General features: G+C 66.5%; 27 protein-coding genes. 10 read left to right on the top strand and 17 right to left on the bottom strand.

The window, feature by feature from the left end; translation table 11 throughout:
- Nucleotides 1–61: 61 nt before the first annotated feature.
- The 3 genes from ACQY8M_RS13220 to ACQY8M_RS13210 form a co-directional block, all read right to left on the bottom strand.
- A complete protein-coding gene (locus tag ACQY8M_RS13220) occupies nt 62–1,429 on the bottom strand; it encodes an ABC transporter substrate-binding protein (RefSeq protein WP_428672660.1) in 1,368 nt (455 codons plus the stop codon).
- Nucleotides 1,430–1,465: 36 nt separating this feature from the next.
- Nucleotides 1,466–2,275 (bottom strand): alpha/beta fold hydrolase, encoded by an 810-nt coding sequence (locus ACQY8M_RS13215; protein ID WP_428672658.1) that lies wholly within the window; start codon nt 2,273–2,275, stop codon nt 1,466–1,468.
- Between the two features lie 391 nt (nt 2,276–2,666).
- Nucleotides 2,667–3,644, bottom strand: a complete 978-nt coding sequence (locus ACQY8M_RS13210; protein WP_428672656.1) for a Bug family tripartite tricarboxylate transporter substrate binding protein — start codon at nt 3,642–3,644, stop codon at nt 2,667–2,669.
- A gap of 41 nt (nt 3,645–3,685) precedes the next feature.
- Here ACQY8M_RS13210 and ACQY8M_RS13205 point away from each other — a divergent pair, with 41 nt between their 5' ends.
- Entirely contained in the window at nt 3,686–4,663 is a 978-nt protein-coding gene (locus ACQY8M_RS13205) for a Bug family tripartite tricarboxylate transporter substrate binding protein (RefSeq protein WP_428672654.1), read from the top strand.
- 11 nt (nt 4,664–4,674) lie between these two features.
- On the opposite strand, the gene ACQY8M_RS13200 is transcribed toward ACQY8M_RS13205, so the two are convergent.
- From ACQY8M_RS13200 to ACQY8M_RS13190, 3 genes are read right to left on the bottom strand one after another with little or no spacing between them, the layout of a single operon-like run.
- A complete protein-coding gene (locus ACQY8M_RS13200; RefSeq protein ID WP_428672652.1) occupies nt 4,675–5,001 on the bottom strand; it encodes an NIPSNAP family protein in 327 nt (108 codons plus the stop codon).
- A gap of 13 nt (nt 5,002–5,014) precedes the next feature.
- Nucleotides 5,015–5,902 (bottom strand): MBL fold metallo-hydrolase, encoded by an 888-nt coding sequence (locus tag ACQY8M_RS13195; protein ID WP_428672650.1) that lies wholly within the window; start codon nt 5,900–5,902, stop codon nt 5,015–5,017.
- A 47-nt stretch (nt 5,903–5,949) separates the two neighbouring features.
- On the bottom strand, nt 5,950–6,246 hold the full coding sequence (locus ACQY8M_RS13190; RefSeq protein ID WP_428672648.1) for a hypothetical protein: 297 nt from the start codon (nt 6,244–6,246) through the stop codon (nt 5,950–5,952).
- A 112-nt stretch (nt 6,247–6,358) separates the two neighbouring features.
- Here ACQY8M_RS13190 and ACQY8M_RS13185 point away from each other — a divergent pair, with 112 nt between their 5' ends.
- From ACQY8M_RS13185 to ACQY8M_RS13175, 3 genes are read left to right on the top strand one after another with little or no spacing between them, the layout of a single operon-like run.
- A complete protein-coding gene (locus tag ACQY8M_RS13185) occupies nt 6,359–7,777 on the top strand; it encodes an amidase (protein WP_428672646.1) in 1,419 nt (472 codons plus the stop codon).
- A gap of 57 nt (nt 7,778–7,834) precedes the next feature.
- Nucleotides 7,835–8,512, top strand: coding sequence for a lectin (locus ACQY8M_RS13180; RefSeq protein WP_428672644.1), 678 nt, complete (start codon nt 7,835–7,837; stop codon nt 8,510–8,512).
- Between the two features lie 15 nt (nt 8,513–8,527).
- The gene (locus ACQY8M_RS13175; protein ID WP_428672642.1) at nt 8,528–8,836 is read left to right on the top strand and encodes a dienelactone hydrolase family protein; all 309 of its coding nucleotides are present in this window, start codon (nt 8,528–8,530) and stop codon (nt 8,834–8,836) included.
- 11 nt (nt 8,837–8,847) lie between these two features.
- Here ACQY8M_RS13175 and ACQY8M_RS13170 read toward each other — a convergent pair whose 3' ends face one another.
- From ACQY8M_RS13170 to ACQY8M_RS13160, 3 genes are all read right to left on the bottom strand, one after another.
- Nucleotides 8,848–9,825 (bottom strand): Bug family tripartite tricarboxylate transporter substrate binding protein, encoded by a 978-nt coding sequence (locus tag ACQY8M_RS13170; protein WP_428672640.1) that lies wholly within the window; start codon nt 9,823–9,825, stop codon nt 8,848–8,850.
- Between the two features lie 38 nt (nt 9,826–9,863).
- A complete protein-coding gene (locus ACQY8M_RS13165) occupies nt 9,864–10,841 on the bottom strand; it encodes a tripartite tricarboxylate transporter substrate binding protein (protein WP_428672638.1) in 978 nt (325 codons plus the stop codon).
- A 158-nt stretch (nt 10,842–10,999) separates the two neighbouring features.
- Nucleotides 11,000–11,899 (bottom strand): SDR family NAD(P)-dependent oxidoreductase, encoded by a 900-nt coding sequence (locus tag ACQY8M_RS13160; protein WP_428672636.1) that lies wholly within the window; start codon nt 11,897–11,899, stop codon nt 11,000–11,002.
- 75 nt (nt 11,900–11,974) lie between these two features.
- On the opposite strand from ACQY8M_RS13160, the gene ACQY8M_RS13155 reads away from it, so the two are divergent.
- The 4 genes from ACQY8M_RS13155 to ACQY8M_RS13140 all read left to right on the top strand — a co-directional run bounded on the left by ACQY8M_RS13155 (nt 11,975) and on the right by ACQY8M_RS13140 (nt 17,063).
- A complete protein-coding gene (locus ACQY8M_RS13155; RefSeq protein WP_428672634.1) occupies nt 11,975–13,204 on the top strand; it encodes a serine hydrolase domain-containing protein in 1,230 nt (409 codons plus the stop codon).
- A gap of 8 nt (nt 13,205–13,212) precedes the next feature.
- Nucleotides 13,213–14,088: a TauD/TfdA dioxygenase family protein gene (locus ACQY8M_RS13150; RefSeq protein WP_428672632.1), complete on the top strand. Its 876-nt coding sequence runs from the start codon at nt 13,213–13,215 to the stop codon at nt 14,086–14,088.
- 163 nt (nt 14,089–14,251) lie between these two features.
- On the top strand, nt 14,252–15,613 hold the full coding sequence (locus ACQY8M_RS13145) for an MFS transporter (protein ID WP_428672630.1): 1,362 nt from the start codon (nt 14,252–14,254) through the stop codon (nt 15,611–15,613).
- A gap of 94 nt (nt 15,614–15,707) precedes the next feature.
- A complete protein-coding gene (locus ACQY8M_RS13140) occupies nt 15,708–17,063 on the top strand; it encodes an MFS transporter (RefSeq protein WP_428672628.1) in 1,356 nt (451 codons plus the stop codon).
- Nucleotides 17,064–17,090: 27 nt separating this feature from the next.
- Here ACQY8M_RS13140 and ACQY8M_RS13135 read toward each other — a convergent pair whose 3' ends face one another.
- Entirely contained in the window at nt 17,091–17,534 is a 444-nt protein-coding gene (locus ACQY8M_RS13135) for a GFA family protein (RefSeq protein WP_428672626.1), read from the bottom strand.
- A 138-nt stretch (nt 17,535–17,672) separates the two neighbouring features.
- The gene (locus ACQY8M_RS13130) at nt 17,673–18,632 is read right to left on the bottom strand and encodes a GlxA family transcriptional regulator (protein WP_428672624.1); all 960 of its coding nucleotides are present in this window, start codon (nt 18,630–18,632) and stop codon (nt 17,673–17,675) included.
- A gap of 62 nt (nt 18,633–18,694) precedes the next feature.
- Between ACQY8M_RS13130 and ACQY8M_RS13125 the strand changes: the two genes are divergently transcribed.
- Complete coding sequence (locus tag ACQY8M_RS13125; RefSeq protein WP_428672622.1) at nt 18,695–19,369, top strand: DJ-1/PfpI family protein; 675 nt, start codon at nt 18,695–18,697, stop codon at nt 19,367–19,369.
- Between the two features lie 49 nt (nt 19,370–19,418).
- Here the strand turns inward: ACQY8M_RS13125 and ACQY8M_RS13120 are convergent, their stop codons facing one another.
- Genes ACQY8M_RS13120 through ACQY8M_RS13105 form a run of 4 tightly spaced genes read right to left on the bottom strand, consistent with a single transcriptional unit; the run spans nt 19,419 to nt 22,957 of the window.
- Complete coding sequence (locus ACQY8M_RS13120; protein WP_428672620.1) at nt 19,419–19,964, bottom strand: hypothetical protein; 546 nt, start codon at nt 19,962–19,964, stop codon at nt 19,419–19,421.
- A 9-nt stretch (nt 19,965–19,973) separates the two neighbouring features.
- Nucleotides 19,974–21,143, bottom strand: a complete 1,170-nt coding sequence (locus ACQY8M_RS13115) for an acyl-CoA dehydrogenase family protein (protein ID WP_428672618.1) — start codon at nt 21,141–21,143, stop codon at nt 19,974–19,976.
- Between the two features lie 9 nt (nt 21,144–21,152).
- A complete protein-coding gene (locus ACQY8M_RS13110; RefSeq protein ID WP_428672616.1) occupies nt 21,153–22,172 on the bottom strand; it encodes an ABC transporter substrate-binding protein in 1,020 nt (339 codons plus the stop codon).
- Entirely contained in the window at nt 22,169–22,957 is a 789-nt protein-coding gene (locus ACQY8M_RS13105) for a YdcF family protein (RefSeq protein WP_428672614.1), read from the bottom strand. The genes ACQY8M_RS13110 and ACQY8M_RS13105 overlap by 4 nt, the downstream gene beginning before the upstream one ends.
- 55 nt (nt 22,958–23,012) lie before the next feature.
- On the opposite strand from ACQY8M_RS13105, the gene ACQY8M_RS13100 reads away from it, so the two are divergent.
- Entirely contained in the window at nt 23,013–24,251 is a 1,239-nt protein-coding gene (locus tag ACQY8M_RS13100) for an aminotransferase class III-fold pyridoxal phosphate-dependent enzyme (protein WP_428672612.1), read from the top strand.
- Nucleotides 24,252–24,291: 40 nt separating this feature from the next.
- Here the strand turns inward: ACQY8M_RS13100 and ACQY8M_RS13095 are convergent, their stop codons facing one another.
- Nucleotides 24,292–25,152: a hypothetical protein gene (locus tag ACQY8M_RS13095; protein ID WP_428672610.1), complete on the bottom strand. Its 861-nt coding sequence runs from the start codon at nt 25,150–25,152 to the stop codon at nt 24,292–24,294.
- A 215-nt stretch (nt 25,153–25,367) separates the two neighbouring features.
- Nucleotides 25,368–26,255, bottom strand: coding sequence for a TonB-dependent receptor (locus tag ACQY8M_RS13090; RefSeq protein ID WP_428672608.1), 888 nt, complete (start codon nt 26,253–26,255; stop codon nt 25,368–25,370).
- Between the last annotated feature and the right edge of the window lie 26 nt (nt 26,256–26,281).

Here is a 26,281-nt window from a genome sequence, read left to right as displayed (position 1 = left end):
GATTACCGCGCCACCTCCCCCGCGAAGCGGGGGAGGCAAAAGAGGGAATGAGGAGGAAGGATCAGCCCGCGACTTCCTTGATGCGGACGATCAGCTCGTCGACTGCCTTGTCGACCGGCACCTTCTCGTTGACCACCCGGTTCATCGCCTTGGCCCAGGCGTTCTCGTTGTTCAGGATGGTGAACTTCCAGTTCCTGGTGAACTCGAACGGCAGCGTGCCGGCCTTGAACTGGTCGTAAACGGCCTTGCGATGCTTGTCGGCCTGCCAGAACGGGCTCTCCTGGCTTTCCTTGGTCACCGGGAACCAGCGGCCGAGCGCGCCCTCGACGTAGGGGCGGAGGTTGTCCTCCTGCATCAGGAACGCGAGGAACTCCTTGGCCTTCGCCTTGTTCTTGGAGGCTTCGAAGATCACGCCGACCTTCACCGCCGTGCGATAGGTCATCGGCGAGCCGTCCGGTTTCTTCGGGAAGCCCGACGTCGCGATCAGCTCGTCATAGGCCTTGCGGCCGGCCGCGCGCTGCTCGGGGGTCAGGCTCGCGTTGTTGGCGTCGTCGAGCCACTTGGCAGCGATCGAGATCGTGTAGTTGTGCGTCATCACCGTCGTCTTGTTGTGGAAGGCGACGTTGTTGTCGGGATCCTTCCACGTTGTCGAGGACGGCGGCGTGCACCCCTTGATGTAAGGCTGGGTGTAGTCGGTGAGCGCCGAGACGAGGCCCGTCTTCACCTTGGGATCGTCGACCAGCAGCTTGCCGTTGTCATCGACCAGCTTGACGTTATAGGCGTCGACCCAGCTCAGGAACGACTGGAAGGAGTCGGTGGATTCGACACCCATCGGAAAGCCGGTGCCGAAGACGCGCTGGCCGGTCGCCTTTCGGATGCCGGGCTGCACCTTGTCGCACCAGAACGACCAGTATTCCTTCCAGGTGCCGGGAATGTCGTTTTCCTTGAAGCCGGCCTGGCCAAGCATGTCCTTCCAATACTGGATATGGAGCGTCTGCTGCTTGATCGGAAAGGCGTAGTAGGCCTTCTTCCTGGCCTTGTCGCTGTAGAGGTTGGCGGTCGAGAGCGCGACCGGCTCGAAGCGGTCCTTCATCGGCCCGAGCACGTCCGAGAGGTCCTCGAGCTTGCCGTCGAACGCCCACTTGCCGGCGGTCTGCACATCATATGTGTCCGAATAGGCGATGTCCGGCACGGTGCCGGCATCGAGCGCAGCAACCGATTTGGCGTTCATGTCCTGCACGGCGTACTGCGACAGCTCGACCTTGACGCCGGTCTTCTGCTCGTACTTCTTGATCGCGGCGTAGAGCGCGTCGTCCTCGGACTTGTAGAAGCCCTTCACCCACCAGACGGTAAGCTTGTCCTGCGCGAAGCCCGGAACAGCAGAAAATGCGATCGTCGCCGCGACGGCGACGGCCAATACCCGTCTCATTGTTTCCCCATTAGTTGTCTGACAACTTGAGTGGTATCAGCCCGCCCCGCGCGAGTCGAGGAAAGTCCGCAACAGTGCCGCGCACTGCTGAGCATGGGAAAAAGGCAGGCCGTGCCGGGCTGGACCGATCACGTTCAGCGCCGCATTGGGCAGCAGCTTGTGCAGCTCGGCCATGACCGGAACCGGGATGAAGGGGCTGCCGTCAGGATGGAGCAGAAGGGTGGGACATTCGATCTCCCCCAGCCGCGGCGTGAGATCGGCGCCGATCAGCACGCTGAGCGCCTCGAGGATCGAATCGCGCGGCCACTCGGCCTGCTGCGCCTCGAACCAGTCCCAGCGCGCGCGGCTCAACGCATCGGCGTGGAAGCGGTCGGGCATGAAGGCCTTCGACCAGCCGGCCGGCCCGCCCTCGTCGAGCTGCTTCTTCCACGCGTGGACCCGACCGATGGTAGCGCCGAGGTGCGCGCCGTTGCTGACGGCGAGCGTAGCGATGCGATCCGGCCGGGCGATGGCCGCGGCCAGCGCGATGGTGCCGCCGATCGATTCGCCGACGAGATGAAAGCGCTTCAAGCCGGCTGCATCCGCCACCGCGAACAGATCCTCGACCATGAGGTCGAGGGACCAGCCGAACGTCGCGTCGGGGATGTGCGAGCGCCCGCAGCCGCGCATGTCGAAGACCGCCAGCGGATAGCGATCGATCAGCGCCGGATACCAGCCGCGCCACAGCATCGAGCTGCTGCCGATGCCGTGATGGAACAGGATCGGCAAGCCTCGCACCTGCCAAGGCGCCGTCTGCTCGACGACTTCATAATGTAGCGCACCGTGCGCCGTTTGCGCGAAAGCCATTATGCACCATACTCAATCCAATGACCAACCTCAGCCGCCGCACGATGATTTGCGAAACGGCCGCCGGGCCGTTTCTGCAGGCGCGGCTGATCGCCTCGGGTCGGAAAACGGCTCGGCCGCAACGTCGTGGTCACGGCCGCCTCGGTTGCAAGGCCCCGAATGACGGCTGCCCTGCCGCACCCGAAGTCCGGTAAGGTGCGCGCGCCGGTCGGCCGGATGCATGGGACGATCGACGCCACGATACGCTCGCCCGACATTGCAGGACCTTCGTCGAACTCGGCGCCGATCCGCAGTTCGGATCGCCGTCCGAGTGTGACAGGTACGTCGTCGACGATCTCGCCAGGTGGGGCAGACTCGCCCGCGATACCGGCTTGTAGATCGAGCAGAGCGGCTACTCGTTCTTCATTCCCACGGACTGGATGATCTCCTGCCACTTCTTGCGGTCGGACGCGATCGTCGCCTTCAGCTCGGCCGGCGAGCTGGTGAATATCTCCATCGCATTCTCGGCGTAGCGCTTCTGGATCTCGGGCTTGGCGAGCGCGGCACGCAGCACCTTGTTCCACAAATCGACCAGGTCGGCCGGCATGTTGCGCGGGCCGAACACCGCGAACCAGTTGTCGACCCTGTAGCCCGGCAGGTACTGCGACATCAATGGCAGGCTGGCGAACGCCGGCGCGCGACTGGCGCCCCCGAAGCAGATCGGGATGAGGTTGCCGGCGGAGATCTGCCCCAGGAACTCAGGCAGATTGCCGAACATCATCTGCACGTTGCCGGACACCATGTCCTGGATGGCGGGCGCGCCGCCGCGATACGGCACGTGCAGGAGGTCCACGCCGGCCATCTTCTTGAACAGCTCGCCCGCGAGATGCTGCGACGTGCCGTTGCCGGCCGAGGCGTAGGTCAGCTTGCCCGGATCCTTCTTCGCCGCCGCGATCATCTCCGGTACCGAGCGGAACGGCGCCGACTTGGCGAATACCAGGATGTTGTAGACGTTGGCGACCGGGCTGATCGGCGTCAGGTCGGTGTCGACGTTGATCGGCAGCTTCAGCCCGGGCATCACCGGCGAGACGGCCATCGCCGCCATCGCCGCCAGGCCAATGGTGCGGCCGTCGGGCGCGGCGTTGGCGAGCGTCTCGTTGGCGATGAAGCCTCCGGCGCCTGCCTTGTTCTCGACGACGATGTTCTGGCCGACCTCGGACTTGGCCGACTCGGCCAGGAGGCGGCACAGCAGGTCGGCGTTGCCGCCCGGCGGAAAGCCGCAAAGCAAGCGCACGTCGCCCGCGATCCTGCCCTGTGACCAGGCCGGCGAGCCCGCAGCAGCGGCGCCCAAGAGAGCGCTGCCTGCGCCTACGAATGTCCTTCGTTTCATGTTGTTTCCTCCCTGAGAAGGGAAGCCTAGCATAGTCGGCGATGACCACGCTTCGCCGTCGTTCCCTCCTCGCCGGGCTCTGCAGCCTGCCGCTCGCTGGCCCGCGTGCCCAGGCCGTCGATTTCCCAGAGCGGCCGTTGCGCTTCGTGGTCGGCTTCCCGCCCGGCGGGCCGAATGATCTCCTCGCGCGGCTGATCGCGCCGGGCATCGGCGAACGGCTCGGCCGCAGCGTCGTGGTCGAGAACCGCGCCGGCGCCAACGGCGAGATTGCCGCCGCCTCGGTCGCCAAGGCGCCGGCCGACGGCAGCGTCTTCATGCTGGCGTCGAACGGCTCGACCACTGTCGCCGCGGCGCTCGCCAAATCGATGCCCTACGACGTACGTACCGACTTCGCGGCGGTAGCGCCGGTCGGCATCAATCCCATGCTGCTGGTGGTGCGGCCCGACCTGCCGGCGAAGGATGTCGCCGAGCTGCTGAAGCTGGCGCACGACAAGCCGGGCAAGCTGAACGGAGCCTCGGCCGGCGCCGGCGGCGCCACGCATCTCGCGCTCGAGCTCTTCAAGTCGCTGGGCAAGGCCGACATCGTGCACGTGCCCTACAAGGGCGGGGGGCCGGCGATGGCCGACCTGATGGCCAGCATGGTCGACGTCTATTTCGGCGGCCTGTCGACGGCGCTGCCGCACGTGAAGTCGGGCAAGCTGCGCGCCCTCGGCCAGACCGGCGAGAAGCGCTCGGTCGCCGCGCCCGACGTCCCGACCATCGCCGAATCAGGCCTGCCGGGCTACGAGGCAGCGATCTCCTATGGCGTCTTCCTGCCCGCAGGTGCGCCGCAGCCGCTGGTCGACAAGCTGCACGCAGCTGTCGACGCAACGGTCCGTTCGCCCGAGGTGGCGAAGAAATTCACCGACCTGGGCGCCGATCCGCAATTCGGCACGCCAGCGGCGTTCGCCAGGTACGTCGCCGACGACATGGCGAAATGGGCCCGCACCGCGAAGGATGCGGGCCTCAAGCCGGACTGACGGCTACGCCGTCACTTGACCGACGAGAAGGCCGTCGGCGCCAGCATCTGCACCAGCACGTTGGCGACGATCGGGCCGTCCTTCTCCGTCTCGGCGCGCTTGGCGTGCCACTCCGGGTCGGCCTGGAAGGCGTTCCACTTCGTCTCGCGATCGGCCAGCGATTCCCAGGCCAGGAAATAGGTCAGCTCCTGGTTGGACTCGCCGATCAGCGTGGTGAAGAAGCCGGCCTGCTTGATGCCGTGACGCTCCCAGATCTTGAGCGTGATGTTGGCGAAGCGGTTGAGCAGCGCCGGGAGCTTGCCCGGCACGCAACGATAGACGCGCATCTCGTAGATCATTTTCTCTCTCCCTCTAGAAGTTGTTGGCAAAGCGTGGTGCAAAGCCCGCGCCCTTGTGGTCGATATGGCAATGGAACGGCGCGCCGAAGTGGCACGGCATCAGGAGCGCCCCCGAACCCGCGCAATGCTCGATCGCCGCACGCCGGCTCTTGCGCGCATTGTCCTGGTCGAGGCAGGCGAAGCTGTTCCACTCGGGATGATAGACCTGCACCGCGTGATGCAGGATATCGCCGCAGAACAGCGCCTTGTTCCCCTTGGATTCGAGCTCGATGCGGATCGTGCCGGGCGTGTGGCCGGGCGCCGGCGTGATCCTGAGCCCGTCCTCGAGCTCGGCCGCGCCCTTGATCATCTGCACCCTGCCCATCTCGACGACCGGCAGCACCGAGTCGCGGAACGAGCCGCCGTTGGCCGGGCCCTTCTGCGGGTCGGCGTCAAGCGCCTTGTAGAAGTCGAAGTCTTCCTGGCTCCAGACGTACTGGGCATTCTTGAAGGTCGGCACCCAGCGGCCGTCCTCGAGCTGCGTGTTCCAGCCGACGTGATCGACATGCAGATGGGTGCACATCACCATGTCGATCTGGTCCGGCGTCACGCCCGCCGCCTTCAGGCGATCGAGGTAGGGTGTGTTCATCATGTCCCATTTCGGGCGGTGCTTGCGGGACTTGTGGTTGCCGACGCAGGTGTCGATCAGGATCGTCTTGCCGCCGACCCTGAGCAGCCAGCTGTGGATGCTGAGCTTCAGCCAGCCCGACGCCTCGTCGTAGTGGTTGGGACTCATCCACGCCCCGTGCTCGCGCACCACATCGGGCGTCCAGTCGGGAAAGAACACCTTGGCGTCGAAGTTGGGCTCGTAGCTTTCCTCGATGCGCGTTGCCGTGGCAGCGCCGAGCTTTACCTCGACCATTCGTTTCCCTCCCGCTTCGGTCGGTGAGCTTAGGGAAATCGATGATGTCAGAACAGGCCGCGTCCCAGCGATTTTCGATAGCCGAACGATGCCCCGAACGCGCCGACCAAAGGCGCCGCGATCATCAGGACCATGAAATGCACACCCACCTGTCGTGCGTCGAGAACGCCGGGCGACATCCGGCCGACCCAGTTAGCAACGGCAAAATAAACGGCTGCGCAAACTGCCCCTGCCACGAGCCCCGCGATCAGGTGCCACGGCGGACCAAGCGTCCAGCGAAAGCCGAGCATCAGGCCGATCGCCAACGCCGCACCGCAACCGACCAGGGCACCGATGGTTTCCACGGGATGCGACGCTCCTCTACTCGGCACTCGACTTGCGGCAGTCCGCAGCCGAAACTGACCGGCACGTCACACTTTGTATCAACTGCAAAAATATCGAAACGAACGAACACGCATGTCTGATGCCATATTCTGGAGCCCCGCGTCCGAGCTCGGCCGAGCTTTCGGGCGGAAGGAACTCTCTCCCGTCGAGCTGGTCGATCAAATCCTGAAGCGCGCCGAGCAGCTGCAGCCTCATCTGAATTTCCTCGTGCTGATCGACCAAAACGGTGCTCGCGCCGCGGCGCGCGAGGCGGAAACGCGCTGGCTGAAGGGCGAGCCGCTGTCTCCGCTCGATGGCGTACCGACATCGATCAAGGACACGACAACAGTAAAAGGCTGGCCGACGCGTCTCGGTTCCCACGCGACGGACGAAACACCGGCCTCGGAAGACGCGCCGGTCGTCGCCCGCCTGCGCGCCGCGGGCCAGCCGATCCTGGGCAAGAGCACGACGCCCGAATTCGGCTGGAAGGCGCTGACCGATTCGCCGTTGCAAGGCACCACCCGCAATCCCTGGAACCCCGGCCATTCACCGGGCGGCTCATCGGGAGGCGCCTCGTCGATGACCGCGGCCGGCGTAGCGCCGTTCAACCACGGCAATGACGGCGGCGGCTCGATCCGCATCCCCGCCGCCCACACGGGCCTGGTCGGGCTGAAGCCCTCTTTCGGGCGAATCCCGCAATATCCGGCCGATTCGCCGTTCGCCGACGTCGTGAGCCAGGGCGTGCTGGCGCGCAGCGTGCTCGACACGGCACTGGTGCTGAATGCCACCGCCGGTCCCGACCCGCGCGATTGGCGCTCGCTGCCAGCCGAGGGGCGCGACTACACGATCGGTCTCGACCAGGGTGTGCGCGGCTGGAAGATCGGGCTCAGCCTCGACTTCGGTCACGTCAAGGCCGACCCCGAGGTCCGCGCGCTCGTGGAAGCGGCGGCGAAGCTCTTCGAGGCGCTCGGCGCACATGTCGATGATGTCGGTCCGTTGATCGAGCCGCTGCAGAACTCGTTCGAGCCGGTGTGGATCGGCAGCTTCGCCACCCGCCTCCGCCAGATCCCGACGCAATTGCAGGTCAAGCTCGACCCCGGCTTCCGCGCCGCAGCGGAGAAAGGCCTGTCGATCACACTTGCGGACTACGCCAGATCCTACGAGGCGAAGTCGAAGCTCGCGCGCGACATGGCTGTCTGGCACGAGAAGTACGACCTCTTGTTGTCACCGGTGACGCCGACCGCCGCACCGCCGGTCGACACGCTCTACAACTCTGACGCCTTCCCGCGCTGGACCAAGGGCGCACCCTACACCCTGCCGTTCAACCTGACCGGCCAGCCGGCGGCCTCGATGCCGGCCGGGCTCACCGCCGCCGGGCTGCCGGTCGGCCTGCAGATCGCCGGGCCGCCGCGCGCCGATCACCTCGTGCTGCGGGCGATGCGCGCCTACGAAAGCGCGAGCGGCTGGACCTGGCCGCAGCCGAAGGTGCTGGAGGCGCTGGCGAAGATGTGACTTCGGCGTGTGCAGCATCGTCGTTCACAATCCCTGCAATCAAAGCAGGGAGGATCCATGAGTCGCCAACTTCGTCTTGCCGCCCTCGTCGGCACGGTCGGCCTTCTATTCGTGAGCGCGAGCCCGCAGGCCCAGCAGCCGCCGCCGCAATTTCCCAACATGACGTTCTTCATTACCAGCGTTGGCGGACCGTCGGGCGCCAACTACGGCGGCCTCGAGGGCGCGGACAAGCATTGCCAGACCCTGGCCGAGAAGGCCGGCGGCGGCAGCAAGACTTGGCGGGCCTATCTCAGCACCCAGGCCGTGAACGGCGCCACGGCGGTCAATGCCAAGGATCGCATCGGCAAGGGGCCGTGGGTGAATGCCAGGGGCGTTCAGATCGCCGCCAGCGTCGCCGACCTCCATTCGGCCAACAACAAGATCGCGCCGGAGACCCTCGTCGCCGAGAACGGCCGCCTCATTCCGTCGCGGCTTTACACCGTCAACCAGCACGACATCCTGACCGGCTCGCAAGCCGACGGCACTGCGTTCCCGCCCGACAAGGACATGACCTGCGGCAACTGGACCAAGTCGGGCGAAGGCAGCGCGATGGTCGGTCATGCCGATCGCATGGGCCTGCGTGACGACGAGGCTTCGAAGTCGTGGAACACCTCGCATCCGTCGCGCGGCTGCGACGCGGCCTCGCTGGTGGCGACTGGCGGCGCCGGCCTGCTCTACTGCTTCGCGGCGAACTGATCGACCGGCAGCGTCGTGGGACCGTGGCTCGCCGCGCTGTTCACGATGCTGTTCCTTATATCGTCGGCCGCTGCGGAGACGGTTCGCTTTCGCAGCGCCAGCTGGCCGCCGACGCCGCTGCAGCATTGCCGGGAGATGATGGCGCGGCGGAGCGGCCTCGGCGCGCCGCTGCGGCTCGTCGTCTATCCCGAGGCCCATCACGCCTTCAACCTTCCGCTCGAGCCGCGCCGCTCCTATGGCCATCGCCTCGAATACAGCGAGACGGCGGATCGCGCGGCCTGGAGCGAGACGGTCGTGGCCTTACGCCAGGCCTTTTGCCGATAGCGCCGTGCCTTTCAGGAGTCGGCCTTCACGCCGGCCGTCGTGATCACCTTGCCCCACTTCTCGATCTCATCGTTCAGGAACTTCGCGGTTTCGGCCGGCGAGGTGCCGGCCGGGATCACGGCGAACTCGGCGAAGCGCTTGCGCAGCTGGGCGTCGGTCATCGCCTTGGCGACCTCGCCCTGCAGGCGATCGACGATCTCCCTGGGCGTGCCGGCAGGTGCGAGGAACATCACCCAGCTCGAGCCTTCGATCGGCGGGCCGCCCGCCTCGACGATGGTCGGCACTTCCTCGACGCCCGGCACCCTCTCCTTCGAGAGCATGCAGAGCGCGCGGACCTTGCCGGCGCGTACGTTGGAGATCACGCCGATCGGCGCGTCGATCAGCATCTGGAGGTTGCCGGCCGCGAGATCGGCCAGCGCTGGAGCGGTGCCCTTGTACGGCACGTGCACCATCTCGACGCCAGTAACCTGCTTCAGGAGCTCGCTGGTGAGATGCGCCGCGGCGCCGACGCCCGACGAGCCGAACGAGATCTTGCCGGGATTCTTCTTGGCGTAGGCGATCAGCTCGGCGACGTTCTTGACCGGCAGGTCGTTGGTGACGCACAGGATCATCGGCGCGATGCCGACCAGCGACACGGGGGTGAAGCTCGAAACCGGATCGAACTTCAGCTTGCCGGCGTAGAGCGTCTTGTTCGCCGCGTGGGCCGCGATCACGGTCAGGAAGGTGTAGCCGTCGGGGGCTGCATTGGCGACGAACTCCGCGCCGATCAGCGAATTGGCGCCCGGCTTATTCTCGACCACGAACGTCTGGCCGAGATTGATCTTCTCGAGCGTCAGGCGTGTAGCGACATCGGTCAGGCCGCCAGCCGTGTAGGGCACGACCCAGCGAATCGACTTGTTCGGCCATCCACCTTGCGCCTGAGCGCCGCCGGCCAGGAACGGCGCAGCCGCACCTGCGGCCAGCACGGTCCGGCGTTTGATCTCGTTCATTCCCTACTCCCTGCTCACTATTCTTTTTGTCGACCCGCTCAATCGAGCCGCAGATTGTGCCGGCCGATCAGGTTGCCGAAAAATACCCAATCTTTTTCCATCCGGGCCTTCAGCTCGTCCGGTCCGATATAGATCGGGTATAGACTGTAAGTCATCAGCTTCGCGGCCGTGTCCGGTGCGCCGACGAAGGACTTCGCCACCGCGGCAACCCGTTGCACGATTGCCGCCGGGGTGCCGGCCGGAGCAAGCAGCCCAAACCAGAGCTCGTCGGTCATGTCCGGCAGTCCCTGTTCGGCGAAGGACGGGATGTCCGGCAGCCCCGCAAAGCGCTTGCCGCCCTCGCTGCGCGTCGCCAGCACCTTCAAGGCACCCTCCTTCACGCGCGGCAGCGCCGACGGATCGAAACCGAGGTCGATCCGTCCGCCCAGAAGGTCGACCTGGGCTTCGCTCGATCCCTTGTAATGCACCATCAGCAGCTTGACGCCCAACAGTTCGGCGAAAAGCTCACACGCCATATGGCCTCCCGAACCGGGGCCTGCCGTTCCGCAGCTCACCGTGTTCGGCATCTTGAGCGCTATCGCCTTCAGCTCCGCGACGTTGTTGGCAGGAAAATCCTTTCGGGCAACCAGCAAGGTGAAGTTGGCGGCAAAGGTCGCGATCGGCACGAGATCCGTGCGCGGATCGTAGCTGACCTTGCGCATCTGCGCGGTCGCCGATATCGACGCGGAGTGGCCCAGGAGCAGCGTATAGCCGTCGGCCGGCGCACGCGCCGCGATCGCCACACCCAGCGAAGCTCCGGCGCCCGGCTTGTTGTCGACGATGACCTGCTGCCCGAGGTCTTTCGTCAATGCGGCCGCCACGTTTCGGGCGACGACATCGGACGGCCCGCCGGCCGCGAAGGGGACGATCAGCCTGATCGGCTTGGTCGGCCAGGCTTCCTGCGCGCTCGCCCCTGTCGCGAACGCCAAGGCCAGGCTCAACGCCGCGGCCACCCGGCCAATGTATGAAGTAGGCATCGCTCTCGAACCTCGCTGCGTGCGGTGACGTCGTCTCATTGGACCGCGCGCATCCTGCGCGCTCATGGGTTCGAGCGCGCAGGGTGCGCGCGGGCCAATGAACTTGACCTCGCTGCGCCGCGGTCAGCGTAGACGTGTCCGCGGCGATTCGAGCTGAGCTAGTCCAGATCCAGCCCGTTCATGCCGGCGTTCTTGCGCGCCTTCTTCGCCAGCTCGGTCAGGATCTTGCCGGCCTCGCGCGGATCGAGGACCGGCTTGGACTCCGGCCCCTTGTGCCAGCCCTCGGCGACGGCGAACTGGCCGTTGCCGGCCTGGAAGACGCGGCCGGTGATCTCGCGGCTTTCCTCGCTCGCCAGCCAGGTGGCGACCGGCGCGATCCATTTCGGGCTGCGCGTCTCCTTGTCCTCCTCGGTGTAGTTGCGCAGGTCCTCGGTCATGCGGGTGAAGGCCGACGGCGAGATCGAGTTCACCGTTACGCCGTAGCGGCCGAGCTCGCGCGCGGCGATCACCGTGAACGAGGCGATGCCGGCCTTGGCCGCGCCGTAGTTGGTCTGGCCGATATTGCCGTAGATGCCCGACACCGACGTCGTGGTGATGATGCGGGCATCGACCGGCCCACCGGTCTCCTTTGCCTTGTCGCGCCAATAGGCTGCTGCGTGCCGCGCCGGCGCGAAGGTGCCCTTGAGATGCACCTTGATCACGGCGTCCCACTCGTCCTCGCTCATGTTGACCAGCATGCGGTCGCGCAGGATCCCGGCATTCAGCACCACGGCGTCGAGCTTGCCGAACGCCTCGACCGCCTGGTCGATCATGTGCTTGGCGCCGTTCCAGTCGGAGACGTCGTCGCCGTTGGCCACCGCCTCGCCGCCCATGGCCTTGATTTCATTGACAACCTGCTGGGCGGGGCCGACATCGTGGCCCTTGCCCGCCCGGTCGCCGCCCAGGTCGTTCACCACCACCTTGGCGCCATGCTCCGCCAGCATCAGGCAGTGCTCCCGCCCGACGCCGCGCGCGCCACCGGTCACGATCGCCACCCGGCCTTCGCACAATCTCGCCATTGCTCCCTCCCGTCTTTTGCGTGTCTGGACCCGTGTGTCCTGCGCTACTCTAGCGGCCAACCGAGGAGGATCGCCATGGACACCCTGCCGCTCACCGCCCCCGAACAGGTCGGCCTTTCCGCAGCGCGGCTCGCACGAATCGCCAGCTGGATGAAGGGCTGGGTCGACAGCGGCAAGCTGCCGGGGCTTCTGGTTGCCGTCATGCGGCGCGGCGAGCTCGCCTTCGCAGAGACCTACGGCAAGGCCGATGTCGAGCGCAACAAGCCCGTCCGGCCGGACACGATCTACCGCATCTACTCGATGACCAAGCCGCTGACCTCGACGGCGATCATGATGCTCTACGAAGAGGGGCGCTTTCAGCTCGACGATCCGATCTCGAAGTTCATTCCCGCCTTTGCCAACCAGCGCGTCTTCATGGGCGGCAGCCGCGGCAAGATGGATCTGGTGCCGGCCGAGCGTGACATCACCTTCCGCGACCTGCTCAGCCATACATCTGGCCTGACCTACGGCATGATGGAGACCAACGCCGTCGACGCGCTCTATCGTGCAAAGGAAGGCGGCGTCGATTTCCAGACGTCCACGGCAACCCTGAAGGAGGTCGTCGAGAACGCCGCGCGCCTCCCGCTGATCGCCCAACCGGGCAAGGCCTGGAACTACAGCATCTCGACCGACGTGCTGGGCTATCTCGTCGAAGTGATCTCAGGCCAGCCGTTCGAGAAATACCTGCTCGAGAAGGTGATCAAACCGCTCGGCATGGTCGACACCGATTTCCATGTGCCGACCGATAAGCACGAGCGCTTCGCGGCCAACTACGGCGCGGGTGCCGGCGGCAAGCTCAGCCTGATCGACGATCCGGGCAAGAGCCGATATCTCGCGCCGCGCACGGTGAATTCCGGCGGCGGCGGCCTGGTGTCGACCGCTTCGGACTATCTGCGGTTCTGCAAGTTCATGCTCAACAAAGGCGAGCTCGACGGCGTGCGCCTGCTCGGCCGCAAGACCGTCGAGCTGATGACGTCGAACCACCTCAAGGGCGACATGGGCGACATGGGCGCGCCGCGTTTTTCCGAATCGACCTATCTCGGCATCGGTTTCGGACTCGGCTTCTCGGTCATGCTCGATCCCGCCAAGGCGCAGATCCTGGGCACACCCGGCGAATATGCCTGGGGCGGCGCCGCCTCGACGGCCTTCTGGTGCGACCCGGTGGAAGACATGGCAGTCGTGATGCTGACCCAGCTCATGCCGTCCTCGACCTATCCGATCCGCCGCGAGCTGCGCGTGCTGTCGTATCAAGCCATCGTCGACTGAGGCCCACCATGCGCAACACAGGACCGATCAAGGTCACGAAGCTCCATCCGCTGTTCGGTGCCGAGGTTTCCGGCATCGACATCACGCGGCCGCTAAGCCAGCGCGAGTTCGGGCCGATCCGTGCCGCCTTCGAGGAGCATTCGGTCCTGCTGTTCCGCGACCAGCCGATGGACGACGACAAGCAGATCGCGTTCAGCGAGTACTTCGGCCCGCTCGAGACGACGGGCAGCGCCAACCCTGCTTCCGGCACCAAGTTCGCGCGCCAGTCGAACCTCGACATCCTGACCGGCGAGCCGATCCCGCCGGACGACATGCGCATGATCTACCAGAAGGCCAATTACTTCTGGCATTCCGACTCGTCGTTCAAGCGCGTGCCCTCGTTGTGCTCGATCCTGACCGCGCGCATCTGTCCGCCAGAAGGCGGCAACACCGAGTTCCTCAACATGCGCGCCGCCTGGGACGTCCTGCCGCCGGCGCTGCAGGCGACGATCCATCCGCTGGTCGCCGAGCATGCGCTCGCCCATTCGCGCGACCGGGTACAGAAGGGCATCCTGAGCGCCAAGGCGCTCAGCGAGCTGCCGCCGGTCAAGCAGCGCCTGTTCCGCGACAACCCGATCAACGGCCGCCGCGCTCTCTATATCGGCGCCCATGCCGGCCATATCGTCGATTGGCCCGAGCCGATCGGCAAGGCGCTGCTCTACGAGCTGTCCTATCGCGCCGAGCAGCCGGAATTCATGCTCTCCCACGCCTGGCGCGAGGGCGACGTGATCGTCTGGGACAATCGCGCCGTCCTGCACCGCGCGACCTATTACGACGCCATAAAGCACAAGCGCCTTATGCAGCGCACGACGATCGGCGGCGACGAGCTGACCGTCCTTCAATGACGCCATCAGATGTTCACCTCCCCCGTAATCGGGGGAGGTGGCGCGGTAATCCGCGACGGAGAGGGAGGGCAAACGAGATCGTGCGCCACACCCCCTCCGTCGGCGTATGACGCCGACACCTCCCCCGCGAGCGGGGGAGGAAATAACTGCGCCATACGACGGCATGCCGCCCGGCCTGCCGCGCGGCATGGCGATCGCCACGGTGACCATCGGCCTGTCGATGGCCGTGCTCAGCAACTCGATGACCAATCTTGCGCTGCCGTACATCGCCCACGACCTGGGCATCTCGGCGGAAAACTCGATCTGGGTCGTGAATGCCAGCCAGATAGCGCAGATGGTGTCCCTGTTGCCGATCGCGGCGCTGGCCGACATCCTGGGCTACCGGCATGTCTATCGCAGCGGCATCCTGGTTTTCTGCATCGCCTCGATCGCCTGCGTGCTGTCGCCGACCCTGCCCTGGCTGATCGCCGCCCGCGTCTTCCAGGGCCTGGGTGCGGCGGCCATGATGGGCATCCAGCCGGCGCTGGTGCGCGCGATCTACCCGCGCAACATGTTGGGCCGGGGCCTCGGCTTCAACACCACCGTGATGGCCACGATGCTCGCCGCCGGACCGACCCTGGGCGCCGTGCTGCTCACGATGTCGTCCTGGCCGATCCTGTTCGCGGTCTACATCCCGCTCGGCATCATCTCGTTCCTCCTCGGCGAACGCTTCCTTCCCCGCACCGTGCACGTCCGGCGCCCGTTCGACATACCGTCGGCCATCCTGTCCGGCTTCACCTTCGGCCTGCTGATCTTCGCGATCGATGGCGTGGCGCACGGCCACTCGTGGAAAGTGATCGTCGCCGAGCTCGCCGGCACCGCGCTGTTCGGCACGCTGTTAATCATGCGTCAGAAGCGCCTCGTCCATCCCATGATGCCGATCGACATCTTCAACCGGCCCATCTTCTCGCTGTCGCTCGCCGCCTCGACCTGCACCTTCACGGCGCAGGGCCTCGCCTTCGTCAGCCTGCCGTTCTTCTTTCACACCGTGCTGGGGCGCAGTCCGACCGACACCGGCATCCTGTTGACGGCATGGCCCGTCGCCCTGGCCACCATCGCGCCCATCGCCGGCCGCCTGGCCGACCGCCACCACCCGGGCGTGCTGGGCGCGATCGGCCTCACCAGCATGACGGCAGGCCTGGTGCTCACCGCCCTGCTGCCGCCCGACCCGTCGGCCCTCGACGTGATGTGGCGGCTGGTGCTGTGCGGCGCAGGCTTCGGCATCTTCACCTCGCCAAACAACCGGCTGATGATGAATGCCGTGCCGCGCGAGCGCAGCGGCAGTGCGGGCGGCACGATCGCCACCTCGCGCACGCTCGGCCAGACGATGGGCGCCGCCCTGGTGGCCCTGATCTTCGGCCTCTTCGACTTCTCCGCCGGCGGCGAAGCGGCGTCCACCGCAGCGAACGCCGCGCTCTGGCTGGGTGCCGCCTTCGCCGGCACCGCGTTGGTAATCGGCAGCTTCAGGCTCAGGATGCAGCGCTGACCCGCGCGACAACGGCCTGCAGGACCAAAGTGACACCATGACGGAAACGGCAGCCCCTCACGCAAGGCCCGGGGACGAGAGTCTCCAGGACGGCATGCCCTCGGGCTGGCCGCGCTTCTTCGCGGTCGTGACGATCACCATCGGACTGTCGATGTCGGTGCTCGCCAATTCGATGACCAACCTGGCGCTGCCCTACATCGCGGACGATCTCGGCATCTCCGCCGAAGCCTCGATCTGGATCGTCAATGCCAGCCAGATCGCGCTGATGGTCACCTTGCTTCCGATCGCGGCGCTGGCCGACATCATCGGCTACCGGCACGTCTACCGCGCCGGTCTGGGCCTGTTCACCGTGGCCTCGCTGGGATGCGTGCTGGCGCCGTCGCTCCCCTGGCTGATCGCGGCGCGCACGCTGCAGGGGCTGGGCGGCGCCGCCTTGATGTCGGTCCAGCCGGCACTGGTGCGCGCGATCTATCCGCGCAACATGCTGGGCCGCGGCCTTGGCTTCAACACGACGGTCGTGGCCACCTCCCTTGCTGCCGGTCCCTCGCTCGGCGCCGCCGTGCTGACCCTGTGGTCATGGCCCGCTCTCTTCGCAGTCTATATCCCGCTCGGCATCGTCTCCTTCATCCTGAGCGAACGCTTCCTGCCGCGCACTACGCACGATCATCGGCCTTTCGACATCCTGTCGGCGGTCCTGTCGGGCGCCACTTTCGGCCTGCTGATCTTCGGCATCGACGGCATCGCGCACGGTCATGGTCCGGCGCTGATCATGGCAGAGCTGGGCGGTTCGATCGTCATGGGCGCCCTGTTCGTCTGGCGTCAGGCGCGGCTCGCGCACCCCATGATGCCGATCGATATCTTCAAGCGGCCGATCTTCACCCTGTCGATCACGACCGGCAGCTGCACCTTCACCGCACAGGGCCTCGCGTTCGTGAGCCTGCCGTTCTTCTTTCATACGGTGATGGGCAAGACTGCGACCGAGACCGGCCTCCTGCTGACGGCCTGGCCATTGGCAATCGCCGCGATGGCCCCTCTCGCCGGCCGCCTCTCCGATCGCTACCACGCCGGCGCGCTGGGGGCCGTGGGTCTCGCCTGCATGACCGCGGGCCTTTTCCTGACGGCAATGCTGCCGCCCAACCCCGGCGCGGCCGACATCATGTGGCGGCTGGTGCTGTGCGGCGCGGGCTTCGGGATCTTCTCCGCCCCCAACAACCGATTGATGATGAGCGCCGTGCCGCGCGAGCGCAGCGGCAGCGCGGGCGGCATCATCGCCACCGCGCGCACGCTCGGCCAGACCCTCGGCGCCGCACTGGTCGCGCTGGTCTTCGGTCTGTTCGATTTCTCCGGCGGGGGCGCCGCCGACGCCGCCAAGGCCGCGATGTGGCTCAGCGCCGGCTTCGCCGCCACCGCCCTCGTGATCGGCAGCCTGCGGATGCGGCTGCAAAGGTAAAGGAATCGCAACGGCCAGGAAGATCGTTCAAGAGTCCGCTTGCAGCATCGCCAGCATATCGGGCAGCTCCGGCAGCGTGTCGAAACAGGGCGCACCGGTAGCGGTCGGATCCCAGCTCGCCTTGGATGCCGTGTGGAAATGCGCGACGATCTCCAATCGGTCGCCGTCCTCGAGCAGGCCCGCCGGCACCCAGACATAGGGCAGGCCTCGCAGTGGATTGGGAACGGGCGAGCCGCACGTCGAGCAGAAATCCGACCGGAAGCCGCTGTCCCGTCGCCACGAAGAAACGAGGGTGGCGCCGGAAATCCAGCGAAACCTGGACGCGGCGACGACAGTCGCCGCGTTCGACATCGCGCCGCCCTGCCGCCGGCACAATGAGCAATGACACTGGTAGAGACGCAGGTCATGGCCGTCGATCTCGAATTCGACCTGTCCGCACAGGCAGTTGCCACGCATGAAGTGACCGCGCATATCGCTAACCTTTCCCAGCCTACGCCCTGTGTCATCCCGAGCGCAGCGAGGGATCTATGCCGCTCCGACCGTAGATCCCTCGCTGCGCTCGGGATGACACAGGGCGGGAAGCAGGACACGAAGATGGGTATTTATCCCTCAGCTCGCCAATTCCGGGGACGCGTGCATCTCGCGGAACAGAGAGGGCGCCATGCCGAAACGGCGCTCGAAGGCCTGGCCGAGCCGGGCCGATGATTTCAGCCCGACCCGGCCGGCGATCAGCTTCAGCGACAGGCCCTTCGACAACAGCGTGCGGGCCGCATCGAGGCGCAGGTCCTCGACGAAGTGCGCCGGGGTCTTGCCTGTCGCCTCGGTGAACTTGCGGTAGAAGCTGCGCTCGCTGTAGCCCGCATGCCGCGCCAGGGTCGGTACGTCGAGCTCGCGGTCGAGATGGTCCTGCATCCAGTCGATCAGTGCGGCAAACGGGGCGTCGGCGGCCGCCTGCGCCTGGAGCATCGGGCTGAACTGCGACTGGTAGCCGGGACGGCGCGCATAAAGCACGAAGTGGCGGGCGATCAGGTTGGCGGTCGCCGCGCCGAGATCGGCTTCCACAAGCGCCAACGCCATGTCGATGCCGGTGGTGACGCCGGCCGAGGTCCAGACCTTGCCGTCGACGACGTAGAGCGCCTCGGCATCGACCGAGACGGCGGGAAAGCGCTCGGCGAGACGGGCACAGCTTGCCCAGTGCGTCGCGACCCGTTTGCCGTCGAGCAGGCCGGCCGAAGCGAGCACGAAGGCGCCGGTGCAGACCGAGCCGTAGCGGCGCGTGCCCGGTGTCACCTTCTGCAGCCAGCGCCGCACGTCCGCGTTCATCATCGCGGCCTTCAGCCCGCGCGAGCCTCCGGCGACCAGCAGCGTATCGGGCTGGCCACCGATCTTCCTCGACTGCACGGCCACGCCGCAGTTGGTGGTCACGAGGCCGCCCTCGGCGGAGACGATCTGAAGGTCGTAGGCAGGCTTCTCAATCGCATCGTTGGCCGCGCCGAACACGGCGGCGGGGCCGGTGACGTCCAGCAGCTGGCAGCCGTCGTAGGCAAGGATGAAGAGCTTGTGCGTCATTGGCAGAAAATAGGCTCTCTTTGTCATTCCTGCCAATCGCGTTTTCAGCCAATGTCAGCCGCATGCATATCGGTATCCTGATCTTTCCCGCCGTCACCCAACTCGACGCCACCGGACCTGCACAGGTCCTCGCCCGCACGCCGGGCGCCACGATGCACATGATCTGGAAGACCCGCGATCCGGTGAAAACCGACGCCGGCTTCTCGATCGTGCCCACCACCACCTTCGCGGATTGCCCGCAGCTCGACGTGATCTGCATTCCCGGCGGCGCCGGGCAGATCGACCTGATGACCGACGCCGAGACGCTCGCCTTCGTCGCGGCACAGGGCGCCAAGGCGCGCTACGTCACGTCGGTCTGCACCGGCTCGCTGGTGCTGGGCGCCGCGGGCCTGCTGAAGGGCTACAAGTCGGCCTGCCATTGGGCGTCGCGCGACCTGCTCGCGGCGTTCGGCGCGATCCCCGTGGCCGAACGCGTCGTGCACGACCGCAACCGTTTCTCGGGCGGCGGCGTCACGGCGGGCATCGACTTCGGCCTCACCTTGCTGGCCGAGCTCGCGGGCGAGGAGGTCGCGAAATCGGTGCAGCTCGGTCTCGAATACGACCCGCAGCCGCCGTTCCAGTCGGGCAGCCCCGAGAAGGCCGGCCCGGATCGCACCGCTCGGGTTCGCGCGCAGATGGAGAAGATGATTGCGCGACGCCAGGAGGCCAATGCCCGGGCTGCCGCGCGCGTGGCATAAGCAAAGCCGGTTCCTCCCTGGGCCCTGCGCAGGGAGGACAGATTGAACATCAGGCGCTGGCGGAAGCGCTTTCGATGGTGATCGCCTTGCCGGCGGCCATGTCGTATTTCAGCCGCCGCACATGGTCGAGGTCGCGACCGGTGACCCGGACGAAGCGGCTGCCTTCGGGATAGTCGATCGCGTGCACGTCGCCCACGTCGTAGACGCCGGCATGGCCGGGCTCCAGGCGATAGGACTTCACCTTCTCGAGCTTCGCGTCGCCGGCGTCGTTGCCGCCGTCGAGCCGCTTGTAGACGCTCATGTCGGTGTACTTGATCGCCTGGCCGTACACCGCCCAGGACGACCCGTGGTCGTGCGGCGGGCTCTTGTGACCTTTGGCGTTGACGTGCGCCAGCACGACGAAGCCGAGATCCTTGTCCTCGTAGAGCTTGCGCGTGCCCATCGGCGCGGCGGGACCAACCGCCTCGTCGACGAACTGCTGATTGGCCAGCAGCTTCTCGAGCAGCACACGCACCTGCTCGCGGCCGGCGGGGCTGTTGTCGGCTGCCAGCGCGGCCTTGGCGTCCTTGGTGAAAGCGTCGAGCGTGTAGGTCATGGCTGCCTCCTAGCGGCCGCCCAGAACGCGGCGCGCGATGACCATACGGTGCACCTCGGTCGGGCCTTCGTAAACCCGCATGGTGCGGACCTTCTGCGCCATGATGGCGAGCGGCAGCTCCTGGGTGACGCCCATCGCGCCGAACGACTGCTGGGCGTGGTCGATCACCTCGGTCGCCATCTCGGTGGCGAAGACCTTGATCATCGAGGCTTCCATACGCACGTCGCGGCCCTCGTCCTGCTTGACCGCGGCATCCATCACCATCAGGCGGCAGGCGTGCAGCTTGGTCGCGGCATCGGCGATCCACCACTGGATCGCCTGACGATCGGCGAGCTTCTGGCCGAAGGTCTCGCGCTGGCTGACATGCTCGACCATCATGTCGAGCGCGCGCTGCGCCATGCCGATGCACCACGAGCCCATCTGCAGGCGGCGCACGGTGAGGCGGAGCTGCATCGGCGCGAAGCCGGCGCCGATGCGGCCCAGCACCTGACTCTCGTGCACGCGGCAATCCTCGAACACGACCTCGTAGGTGCGCTGCCCGGCCAGCATCGGGATGGCGCGCGCCACGACCAGGCCCGGCGTGCCCTTGTCGACCAGGAAGGCGGTGATGCCGCCGCGCGAGCCGCGCTCGGGATCGGTCACCGCCATCACGATCGTGAAATCGGCCTTGGCGATGCGGCTGATCCAGATCTTGCGGCCGTTGATCAACCAGTGATCGCCGTCCTTCACCGCCCGGGTCTTCATGCCGGCCGGATCGCCGCCCGCGCCCGGCTCGGAGATGGCGATCGCCGAGGTCGTCTCGCCGGCGGCATAGGGCTCGAGGTATTTCTTGCGCTGCTCCGGCGTCACCGTCTGCAGCATCATGTGCAGGTTGGGCGAATCCGGCGGGAAGGTGAAGGGCACGCAGGTGTAACCCAGCTCCTCGTTGACGCCGACCAGCGCCACCGCCGGCAGGTTGGCGCCGCCCGCCTCCTCCGGCACGTCGAGTGCCCACAGGCCGAGATCCTTGCACTGCTTGAAGAGCTTCTGGTTCTCCTCGTCGCTGAGCGCCGCGGGCTGGCCCGAGGCGAAGCGATCGAGGATGTTCTTCTCGAGCGGCATCAGCTCGTTGCGCACGAACTTCTTCACGAGGTCGCGCAGCATCCCCTGCTCTTCCGTCACCTTGAACATCCCGTCCATCGCGTCCTCCTACTTTCTGCCAATGCCCTTGTTCACGAATTCCAGCGTATAGGCCTGCCGCACGTCCAGCCCCTTCGGGAGCACGTCGACGTCGGTCATCGAATCGTAGAAATTCTTCCAGCGCGCATCCGACATGGCGCCGACGCCGCCGGTCAGCGCTTCGCCCGAATTCACGATGCCGCGCTCGTTCAGCACCTTGATGGCGTAGGCGATGCGCGCGTCGGTCTGGTCGGGATTGTGCTGCTTGATCAGCGCGTTCGCCGCCTCGATCGCCGGCCCGCCCTGCAGATATTGCACCCAGCCTTCGAGCGTGGCGTCGACGAAGCGCTGCACCATATCCTTCTTCTCCGTCGCGAGCGCTCGCGAGGTGGCGATCGTGGTCTGGTAGGCGCTGAAGCCTGCATCGGCGATCAGCATCACCTCGGGCTGATTGCCCAGCGCCTCGGCGATCGAGAACGGCTCCGACGAGACGAAGCCCTGCTGGATCGCCTGGGGGTCGGCGAGGAACGGCGACATATTGAAATTGTACGGCCGGAGCTGCGCATCGGAGAGTCCGTATTTCTTGCGCAGATAGGGCCAGAAGGTGGAACGGCTGCCGTTGGAGATCAGCAGCGGCCGGCCTTTCATCTTCTCGAAGCTGTCGAACCCGGAGCCCGGATGGGCGATCAGGACCTGCGGATCCTTCTGGAAGATCGCCGCGATGGTGAAGAACGGCGCGCCGACGCGCACGTAGGTGAAGGCCTCGAAGCTGTTCGACATGGTCATGTCGACTCGGCCGGCCAGCAGCATCTGTCCAATGTTGAGGCTTGGCCCGCCCTGGCGCAGGTCGACCTCGAGACCGCGCGCCTTGTAGAGGCCGGCGGCGACCGCATGGTAGAAGCCGCCATGCTCGGCCTGGGCGCGCCAGTCGGTGTGGAAGGAGAGCCTGTCCAGCGTCTGCGCCCGCGGCGGCCGCGCGAGCGGCAGCAGCAGCGGAGCGGCGATGAGGCCGAGCGCGGCGCGCCGGTCGAGGCGAAAGGCACCTGTCATGGAATGGGACTCGCACGTCGGAAATCGAGGTTCAGGGCGATGAGTTCCTTGATCGCCGTGATCGACGAGTACAGGCCGTTGATCGAAGGCAGCCAATTGTCCCACGGCAACCGCGCCGAAGGCGTGGCCCGGTAGTCGGTCGGAAAGGCGCCGGCGTTGAGCTTCGCCTGTGCGGCAATCCGCAACGCGCGCGGCATGTGATAGGCCGATGTCACCAACGCCACGAGGCCGTCGCCGACCGCGGCACGCACGTTGCGGATATTCTCCAGCGTGTTCAGCGATCCGGGCTCCTCGACGATCGCCTCAGCCGGCACGTCGAGATCGAGAAGGAAGGCGCGCATCGCTTCGGCCTCGGTGGCCGGTGGCCCGCCGTGCCGGGCGAGAAACGAGCCGCCGCTGACGAGGATGCGGGGCGCCAGGCCGCGATGATAGAGCCGCGCGGCGTGCCAGATACGATCAGCGCTATCGGACAGGTCGGGCAGCGGCTGCTCGGGCGGATAGGCGGGCGAGATTCCGCCGCCCAGCACGACGATTGCCGCGTAGCAGCAGGCTGGCGCCCGTCGCTCCTCATCTCGCGCCCGGTCCTCGAGCAGGCGCATGAGCGCGTCGCCGACCGGCTGGAACGAGAGGACTATCGTTTGAGCGACTCCCAGCGCCATCACGCCTTGAGCCGTTCGCCGCCAACCGGACAGCGCCAGGATCAGTGCCAGGGCCGCCGCCAGGCCGAGCGACGCCGGCGGGAAGATCAAGGCAAAGAGAATCTTGGGAATGGAGAAGGTTTCCATGCGGCCGGCTGTTGCCCGGCTATACTAGGCGCCATCCTGTCAGGCAAAGAGTTCCATGATTTCCAATTCGCTTCCCAACGATACCGCCCTGCGGACACGCGCCAAAAGCGTGATCCCCGGCGGCATGTACGGCCACCTCAATGTCGCGCGCCTGCCGCCCGGCTATCCGCAGTTCTTCGCCCGCGCCGAAGGGGCGACACTCTGGGACGTCGACGGCAACGCCTATGTCGACTTCATGTGCGCCTACGGCCCGATGGTGCTGGGCTACGGCAATCGCGAGGTCGAGGCGGCAGCCGATGCCCAACGCAAGCTGGGCGACGTGCTGACCGGCCCGTCGGAGCGGCTGGTCGAGCTGGCGGAAAAGCTAGTCGGCATGGTGGCCCATGCCGACTGGGCGCTGTTCCAGAGGAACGGCACCGATGCCACGACGCTGTGCGTCGTGATCGCCCGGGCCGCGACGAAGAAACGGAAGATCCTGGTCGCGCGCGGCGCCTATCACGGATCGGCGCCGTGGTGCACGCCGCATCCCGCCGGCACGACCGCCGAAGACCGCGTCCATCTGGTGCACTACGAATACAACGACGTCGCCAGCCTGCAGGCCGCAGCGCTGTCGGCCGAGGGCGACATTGCGGGTGTCATCGCCTCGGCGTTCAAGCACGATTACGGCCACGACCAGGAGCTTCCCACGCCGGCATTCGCGCAGGCGGTGCGCGCCTTGTGCGACACGACCGGCGCGGCCCTGATCCTCGACGACGTGCGCGCGGGCTTCCGCCTGCATCTCGGCGGCAGCTGGGAGACGGTCGGCGTGCGCCCCGATCTCGCCGCCTACTCCAAGGCGATCGCCAATGGCCATACGCTCGCCGCCGTCACCGGCAGCGACAAGTTCCGCGATGCCGCCGCTTCGGTGTTCATGACCGGTTCGTTCTGGTGCGGCGCGGCGTCGATGGCGGCGTCGCTCAAGACGCTCGAGATCTTCGAGCGCGACGACACGATCGCCCATATCGAGCGCATCGGCCAACGCTTCCGCGACGGCCTCGCCGCGCAGGCAAGCGCCCACGGCCAGGTGCTGAAGCAGACCGGCCCGGTGCAGATGCCGACAGTGCTGTTCGCCGACGATCCGCAGGTCGAGAAGGGCCGGCTGTTCACCGTCGAAGCCCTGCGCGGCGGCGCCTGGCTGCATCCGCAGCACAACATGTTCCTGTCGGCAGCGCACACGGAAGCCGATATCGACCGCGCGCTGCAGGCCACCGATTCGGCAATGGCGGCCGTGCGCAAGAGCTTCGGGCGGGGGTAGATCTTGCTTCCCCGCGCGCAAGCGCGGGGAAGAACGATTTCTATCGCCGCCAGGGCTCCGGCATGCTCGAAGACGGGCAGTAGCGCGCTTCCGTCGCGCCGGAATGCTCGCCGAAGCGGAAGGTGGTCGGGTTCACGATCACATAGACGTCCGTCATGGTCTCCGGCTTGGATTCGCGCGGATCGACCAGTTCCTGGGTGACGCGATATCGGGTCGGGTCGATCTTCTCGACCTTCCTGAAGGTGCCCGCCTGATGCCCGATGCTCACGCCGGTCGGGTCGACGTACCACAGCGTCGCGAAGCTCGCCTTGCCGCAGGGCGTGTCGGCGTTCACGTAGAAGCCGGGCTTCAGCGGCAGGCCTCCCGTTGGCGCCGCGGCACCCTTGCCCTGTGCCGATGCCTGTGGGCTCGGCGTCGCCGGGGCGGCCGGTAGCGGCGCAGGCGCGGAGCCCGGCCGCGTGAAGCGGTCGACGCAGGAATTGAGTTCGGCGAGCGCCATGCTGGTCCCGTCTAGGCTCAAGCCGAGCTGCCCTCCCGGCGCGAAGAGCGTCATCTGGCGACCCTGCCGCATCGTCTCGAACAGGCTCGCATTGGCCGGCAGCTCAGCGGCCACCAGTGTCTTGTTCTTCGCGGCCGCCGCAAGCTCGGCGGGCGGACCGCCATCGATCGAATAGCGCAGATGGATCTGCTGGCCGGGCCGCAAGTTCCACGACGGATAAAGCCAACCGACGTTCCAGCGCCGCTGCGCGCTGATCGAGAAGATCATCATGATCCCGCTGCGATAGCGCGCAAAGATCGTACAGTGGGAGAAGCCCTTGCCCGGCTGATCATGCGCGTCGAGGGTCCAACCCTGGATGGTCCGCTGGCTTCCCGGAATGATGTCCGCCCTGACCTCGGCCACAAGCCCGCACAGGCAAAGGATCGATAACGCAAGAACGCGCAATGCAGGTCCACCCCAGTATCGCGGGGAGTTTGGCACACGGATGCCGGCGGGCGCCAGACATCCAAGCTGCGGGACCGAAGCCGGAATTGTTCCGAAGCTCGCGGTGAGCGCGGAATTGCGGACGGGCCCCTGCCGTCCAGACGCCTGTCTTGTCGGTCCGAGGCGCAGGCTCGCTAAAAGCTCGCCGTCGCCGACAGCTTGAAGGTACGGGGAGCGCCTTGGATGAGATACCCATAGAAGGACGTCGCCCAATAGCTCGCCCCAAGCAGGTTCTCGGCGTTGAGACGCAGCGTCACCGGCTTGCCGGTCGGGCTCTGCGCATTGTCGAAGGTATAGCGCACACCGGCATCGAAGCGCGCCCAATCGGGGATCGTGCGGCGCGGATAGGACGTGTCGATGTACTGCGCCCCCGTGTAGATCATGCGCCCGTTCACCGTCTCGCCACGTGCGAAGGGCACATCCCATTCGCCGGCGAGATTGACCTGGACGTTCGGCGTCCCGAACGCCTGCCAGCCGTCGGTCAGGCCGTCCTGCGTCTGCGTCAGGATCGGTTCGAGAAACATCGCCCCGCCCAGCACCCGGACACCCTTCGTGGGCTCGCCGAATAAATTGAACTCGATGCCTCGGTTGCGCTGCTGGCCAGCCGGGACGTAGCTGTTGCTCGCAGTGTCGACGATCGCGACGGGCTGCGTGATCTGAAAGGCACTCACCGTCGTCGTCAGCTTGCCCCAGTCGATCTTGAATCCGACCTCGAGCTGGTTCGCCTTGTACGGCGCGAAGGCCTGCCCGGCGTTGGCAAAGCCGGCCGGCACGACCTCGCCGGGCTGCAGACCCTGGATCCAGTTGCCGTAGATCGACACGTCGCGCCACGGCTTGAAGACCAGTGCAAAGGCCGGCGAGAAGGCGTCCTGATCGTAGGCCGATGTCTGGGCACCGGTCGCGGCGTCGTAGTTCGTTGCCCGCACGTTCTGCAGGCGCCCCCCGGCGGTGAGCTGGATGCGCTTGTCGGCAACCGACAACGTATCGGCAAACCCCAAGCCTGAAAGGATCAGAAGGCTCACCTTGTTTGCCGTCGGCATGGCGAGGT

This window comes from Reyranella sp. (assembly GCF_965279465.1).
Classification (GTDB): Bacteria; Pseudomonadota; Alphaproteobacteria; order Reyranellales; family Reyranellaceae; genus Reyranella.
This window is presented reverse-complemented; position numbering and strand designations above follow the sequence as displayed.

Excerpts from the sequence above, each read along its gene's own strand:
- ACQY8M_RS13180 (WP_428672644.1), top strand. The coding sequence starts at position 7,835 with ATGAGTCGCCAACTTCGTCTTGCCGCCCTCGTCGGCACGGTCGGCCTT.
- ACQY8M_RS13140 (WP_428672628.1), top strand. The coding sequence starts at position 15,708 with ATGCCCTCGGGCTGGCCGCGCTTCTTCGCGGTCGTGACGATCACCATC.
- ACQY8M_RS13220 (WP_428672660.1), bottom strand. The coding sequence starts at position 1,429 with ATGAGACGGGTATTGGCCGTCGCCGTCGCGGCGACGATCGCATTTTCT.
- ACQY8M_RS13105 (WP_428672614.1), bottom strand. The coding sequence starts at position 22,957 with ATGGAAACCTTCTCCATTCCCAAGATTCTCTTTGCCTTGATCTTCCCG.
- ACQY8M_RS13100 (WP_428672612.1), top strand. The coding sequence starts at position 23,013 with ATGATTTCCAATTCGCTTCCCAACGATACCGCCCTGCGGACACGCGCC.
- ACQY8M_RS13170 (WP_428672640.1), bottom strand. The coding sequence starts at position 9,825 with ATGAACGAGATCAAACGCCGGACCGTGCTGGCCGCAGGTGCGGCTGCG.
- ACQY8M_RS13130 (WP_428672624.1), bottom strand. The coding sequence starts at position 18,632 with ATGACGCACAAGCTCTTCATCCTTGCCTACGACGGCTGCCAGCTGCTG.
- ACQY8M_RS13135 (WP_428672626.1), bottom strand. The coding sequence starts at position 17,534 with ATGCGCGGTCACTTCATGCGTGGCAACTGCCTGTGCGGACAGGTCGAA.
- ACQY8M_RS13210 (WP_428672656.1), bottom strand. The coding sequence starts at position 3,644 with ATGAAACGAAGGACATTCGTAGGCGCAGGCAGCGCTCTCTTGGGCGCC.
- ACQY8M_RS13145 (WP_428672630.1), top strand. The coding sequence starts at position 14,252 with ATGCCGCCCGGCCTGCCGCGCGGCATGGCGATCGCCACGGTGACCATC.
- ACQY8M_RS13165 (WP_428672638.1), bottom strand. The coding sequence starts at position 10,841 with ATGCCTACTTCATACATTGGCCGGGTGGCCGCGGCGTTGAGCCTGGCC.
- ACQY8M_RS13115 (WP_428672618.1), bottom strand. The coding sequence starts at position 21,143 with ATGGACGGGATGTTCAAGGTGACGGAAGAGCAGGGGATGCTGCGCGAC.
- ACQY8M_RS13110 (WP_428672616.1), bottom strand. The coding sequence starts at position 22,172 with ATGACAGGTGCCTTTCGCCTCGACCGGCGCGCCGCGCTCGGCCTCATC.
- ACQY8M_RS13200 (WP_428672652.1), bottom strand. The coding sequence starts at position 5,001 with ATGATCTACGAGATGCGCGTCTATCGTTGCGTGCCGGGCAAGCTCCCG.
- ACQY8M_RS13215 (WP_428672658.1), bottom strand. The coding sequence starts at position 2,275 with ATGGCTTTCGCGCAAACGGCGCACGGTGCGCTACATTATGAAGTCGTC.
- ACQY8M_RS13160 (WP_428672636.1), bottom strand. The coding sequence starts at position 11,899 with ATGGCGAGATTGTGCGAAGGCCGGGTGGCGATCGTGACCGGTGGCGCG.
- ACQY8M_RS13155 (WP_428672634.1), top strand. The coding sequence starts at position 11,975 with ATGGACACCCTGCCGCTCACCGCCCCCGAACAGGTCGGCCTTTCCGCA.
- ACQY8M_RS13195 (WP_428672650.1), bottom strand. The coding sequence starts at position 5,902 with ATGGTCGAGGTAAAGCTCGGCGCTGCCACGGCAACGCGCATCGAGGAA.
- ACQY8M_RS13125 (WP_428672622.1), top strand. The coding sequence starts at position 18,695 with ATGCATATCGGTATCCTGATCTTTCCCGCCGTCACCCAACTCGACGCC.
- ACQY8M_RS13120 (WP_428672620.1), bottom strand. The coding sequence starts at position 19,964 with ATGACCTACACGCTCGACGCTTTCACCAAGGACGCCAAGGCCGCGCTG.
- ACQY8M_RS13150 (WP_428672632.1), top strand. The coding sequence starts at position 13,213 with ATGCGCAACACAGGACCGATCAAGGTCACGAAGCTCCATCCGCTGTTC.
- ACQY8M_RS13185 (WP_428672646.1), top strand. The coding sequence starts at position 6,359 with ATGTCTGATGCCATATTCTGGAGCCCCGCGTCCGAGCTCGGCCGAGCT.
- ACQY8M_RS13205 (WP_428672654.1), top strand. The coding sequence starts at position 3,686 with ATGACCACGCTTCGCCGTCGTTCCCTCCTCGCCGGGCTCTGCAGCCTG.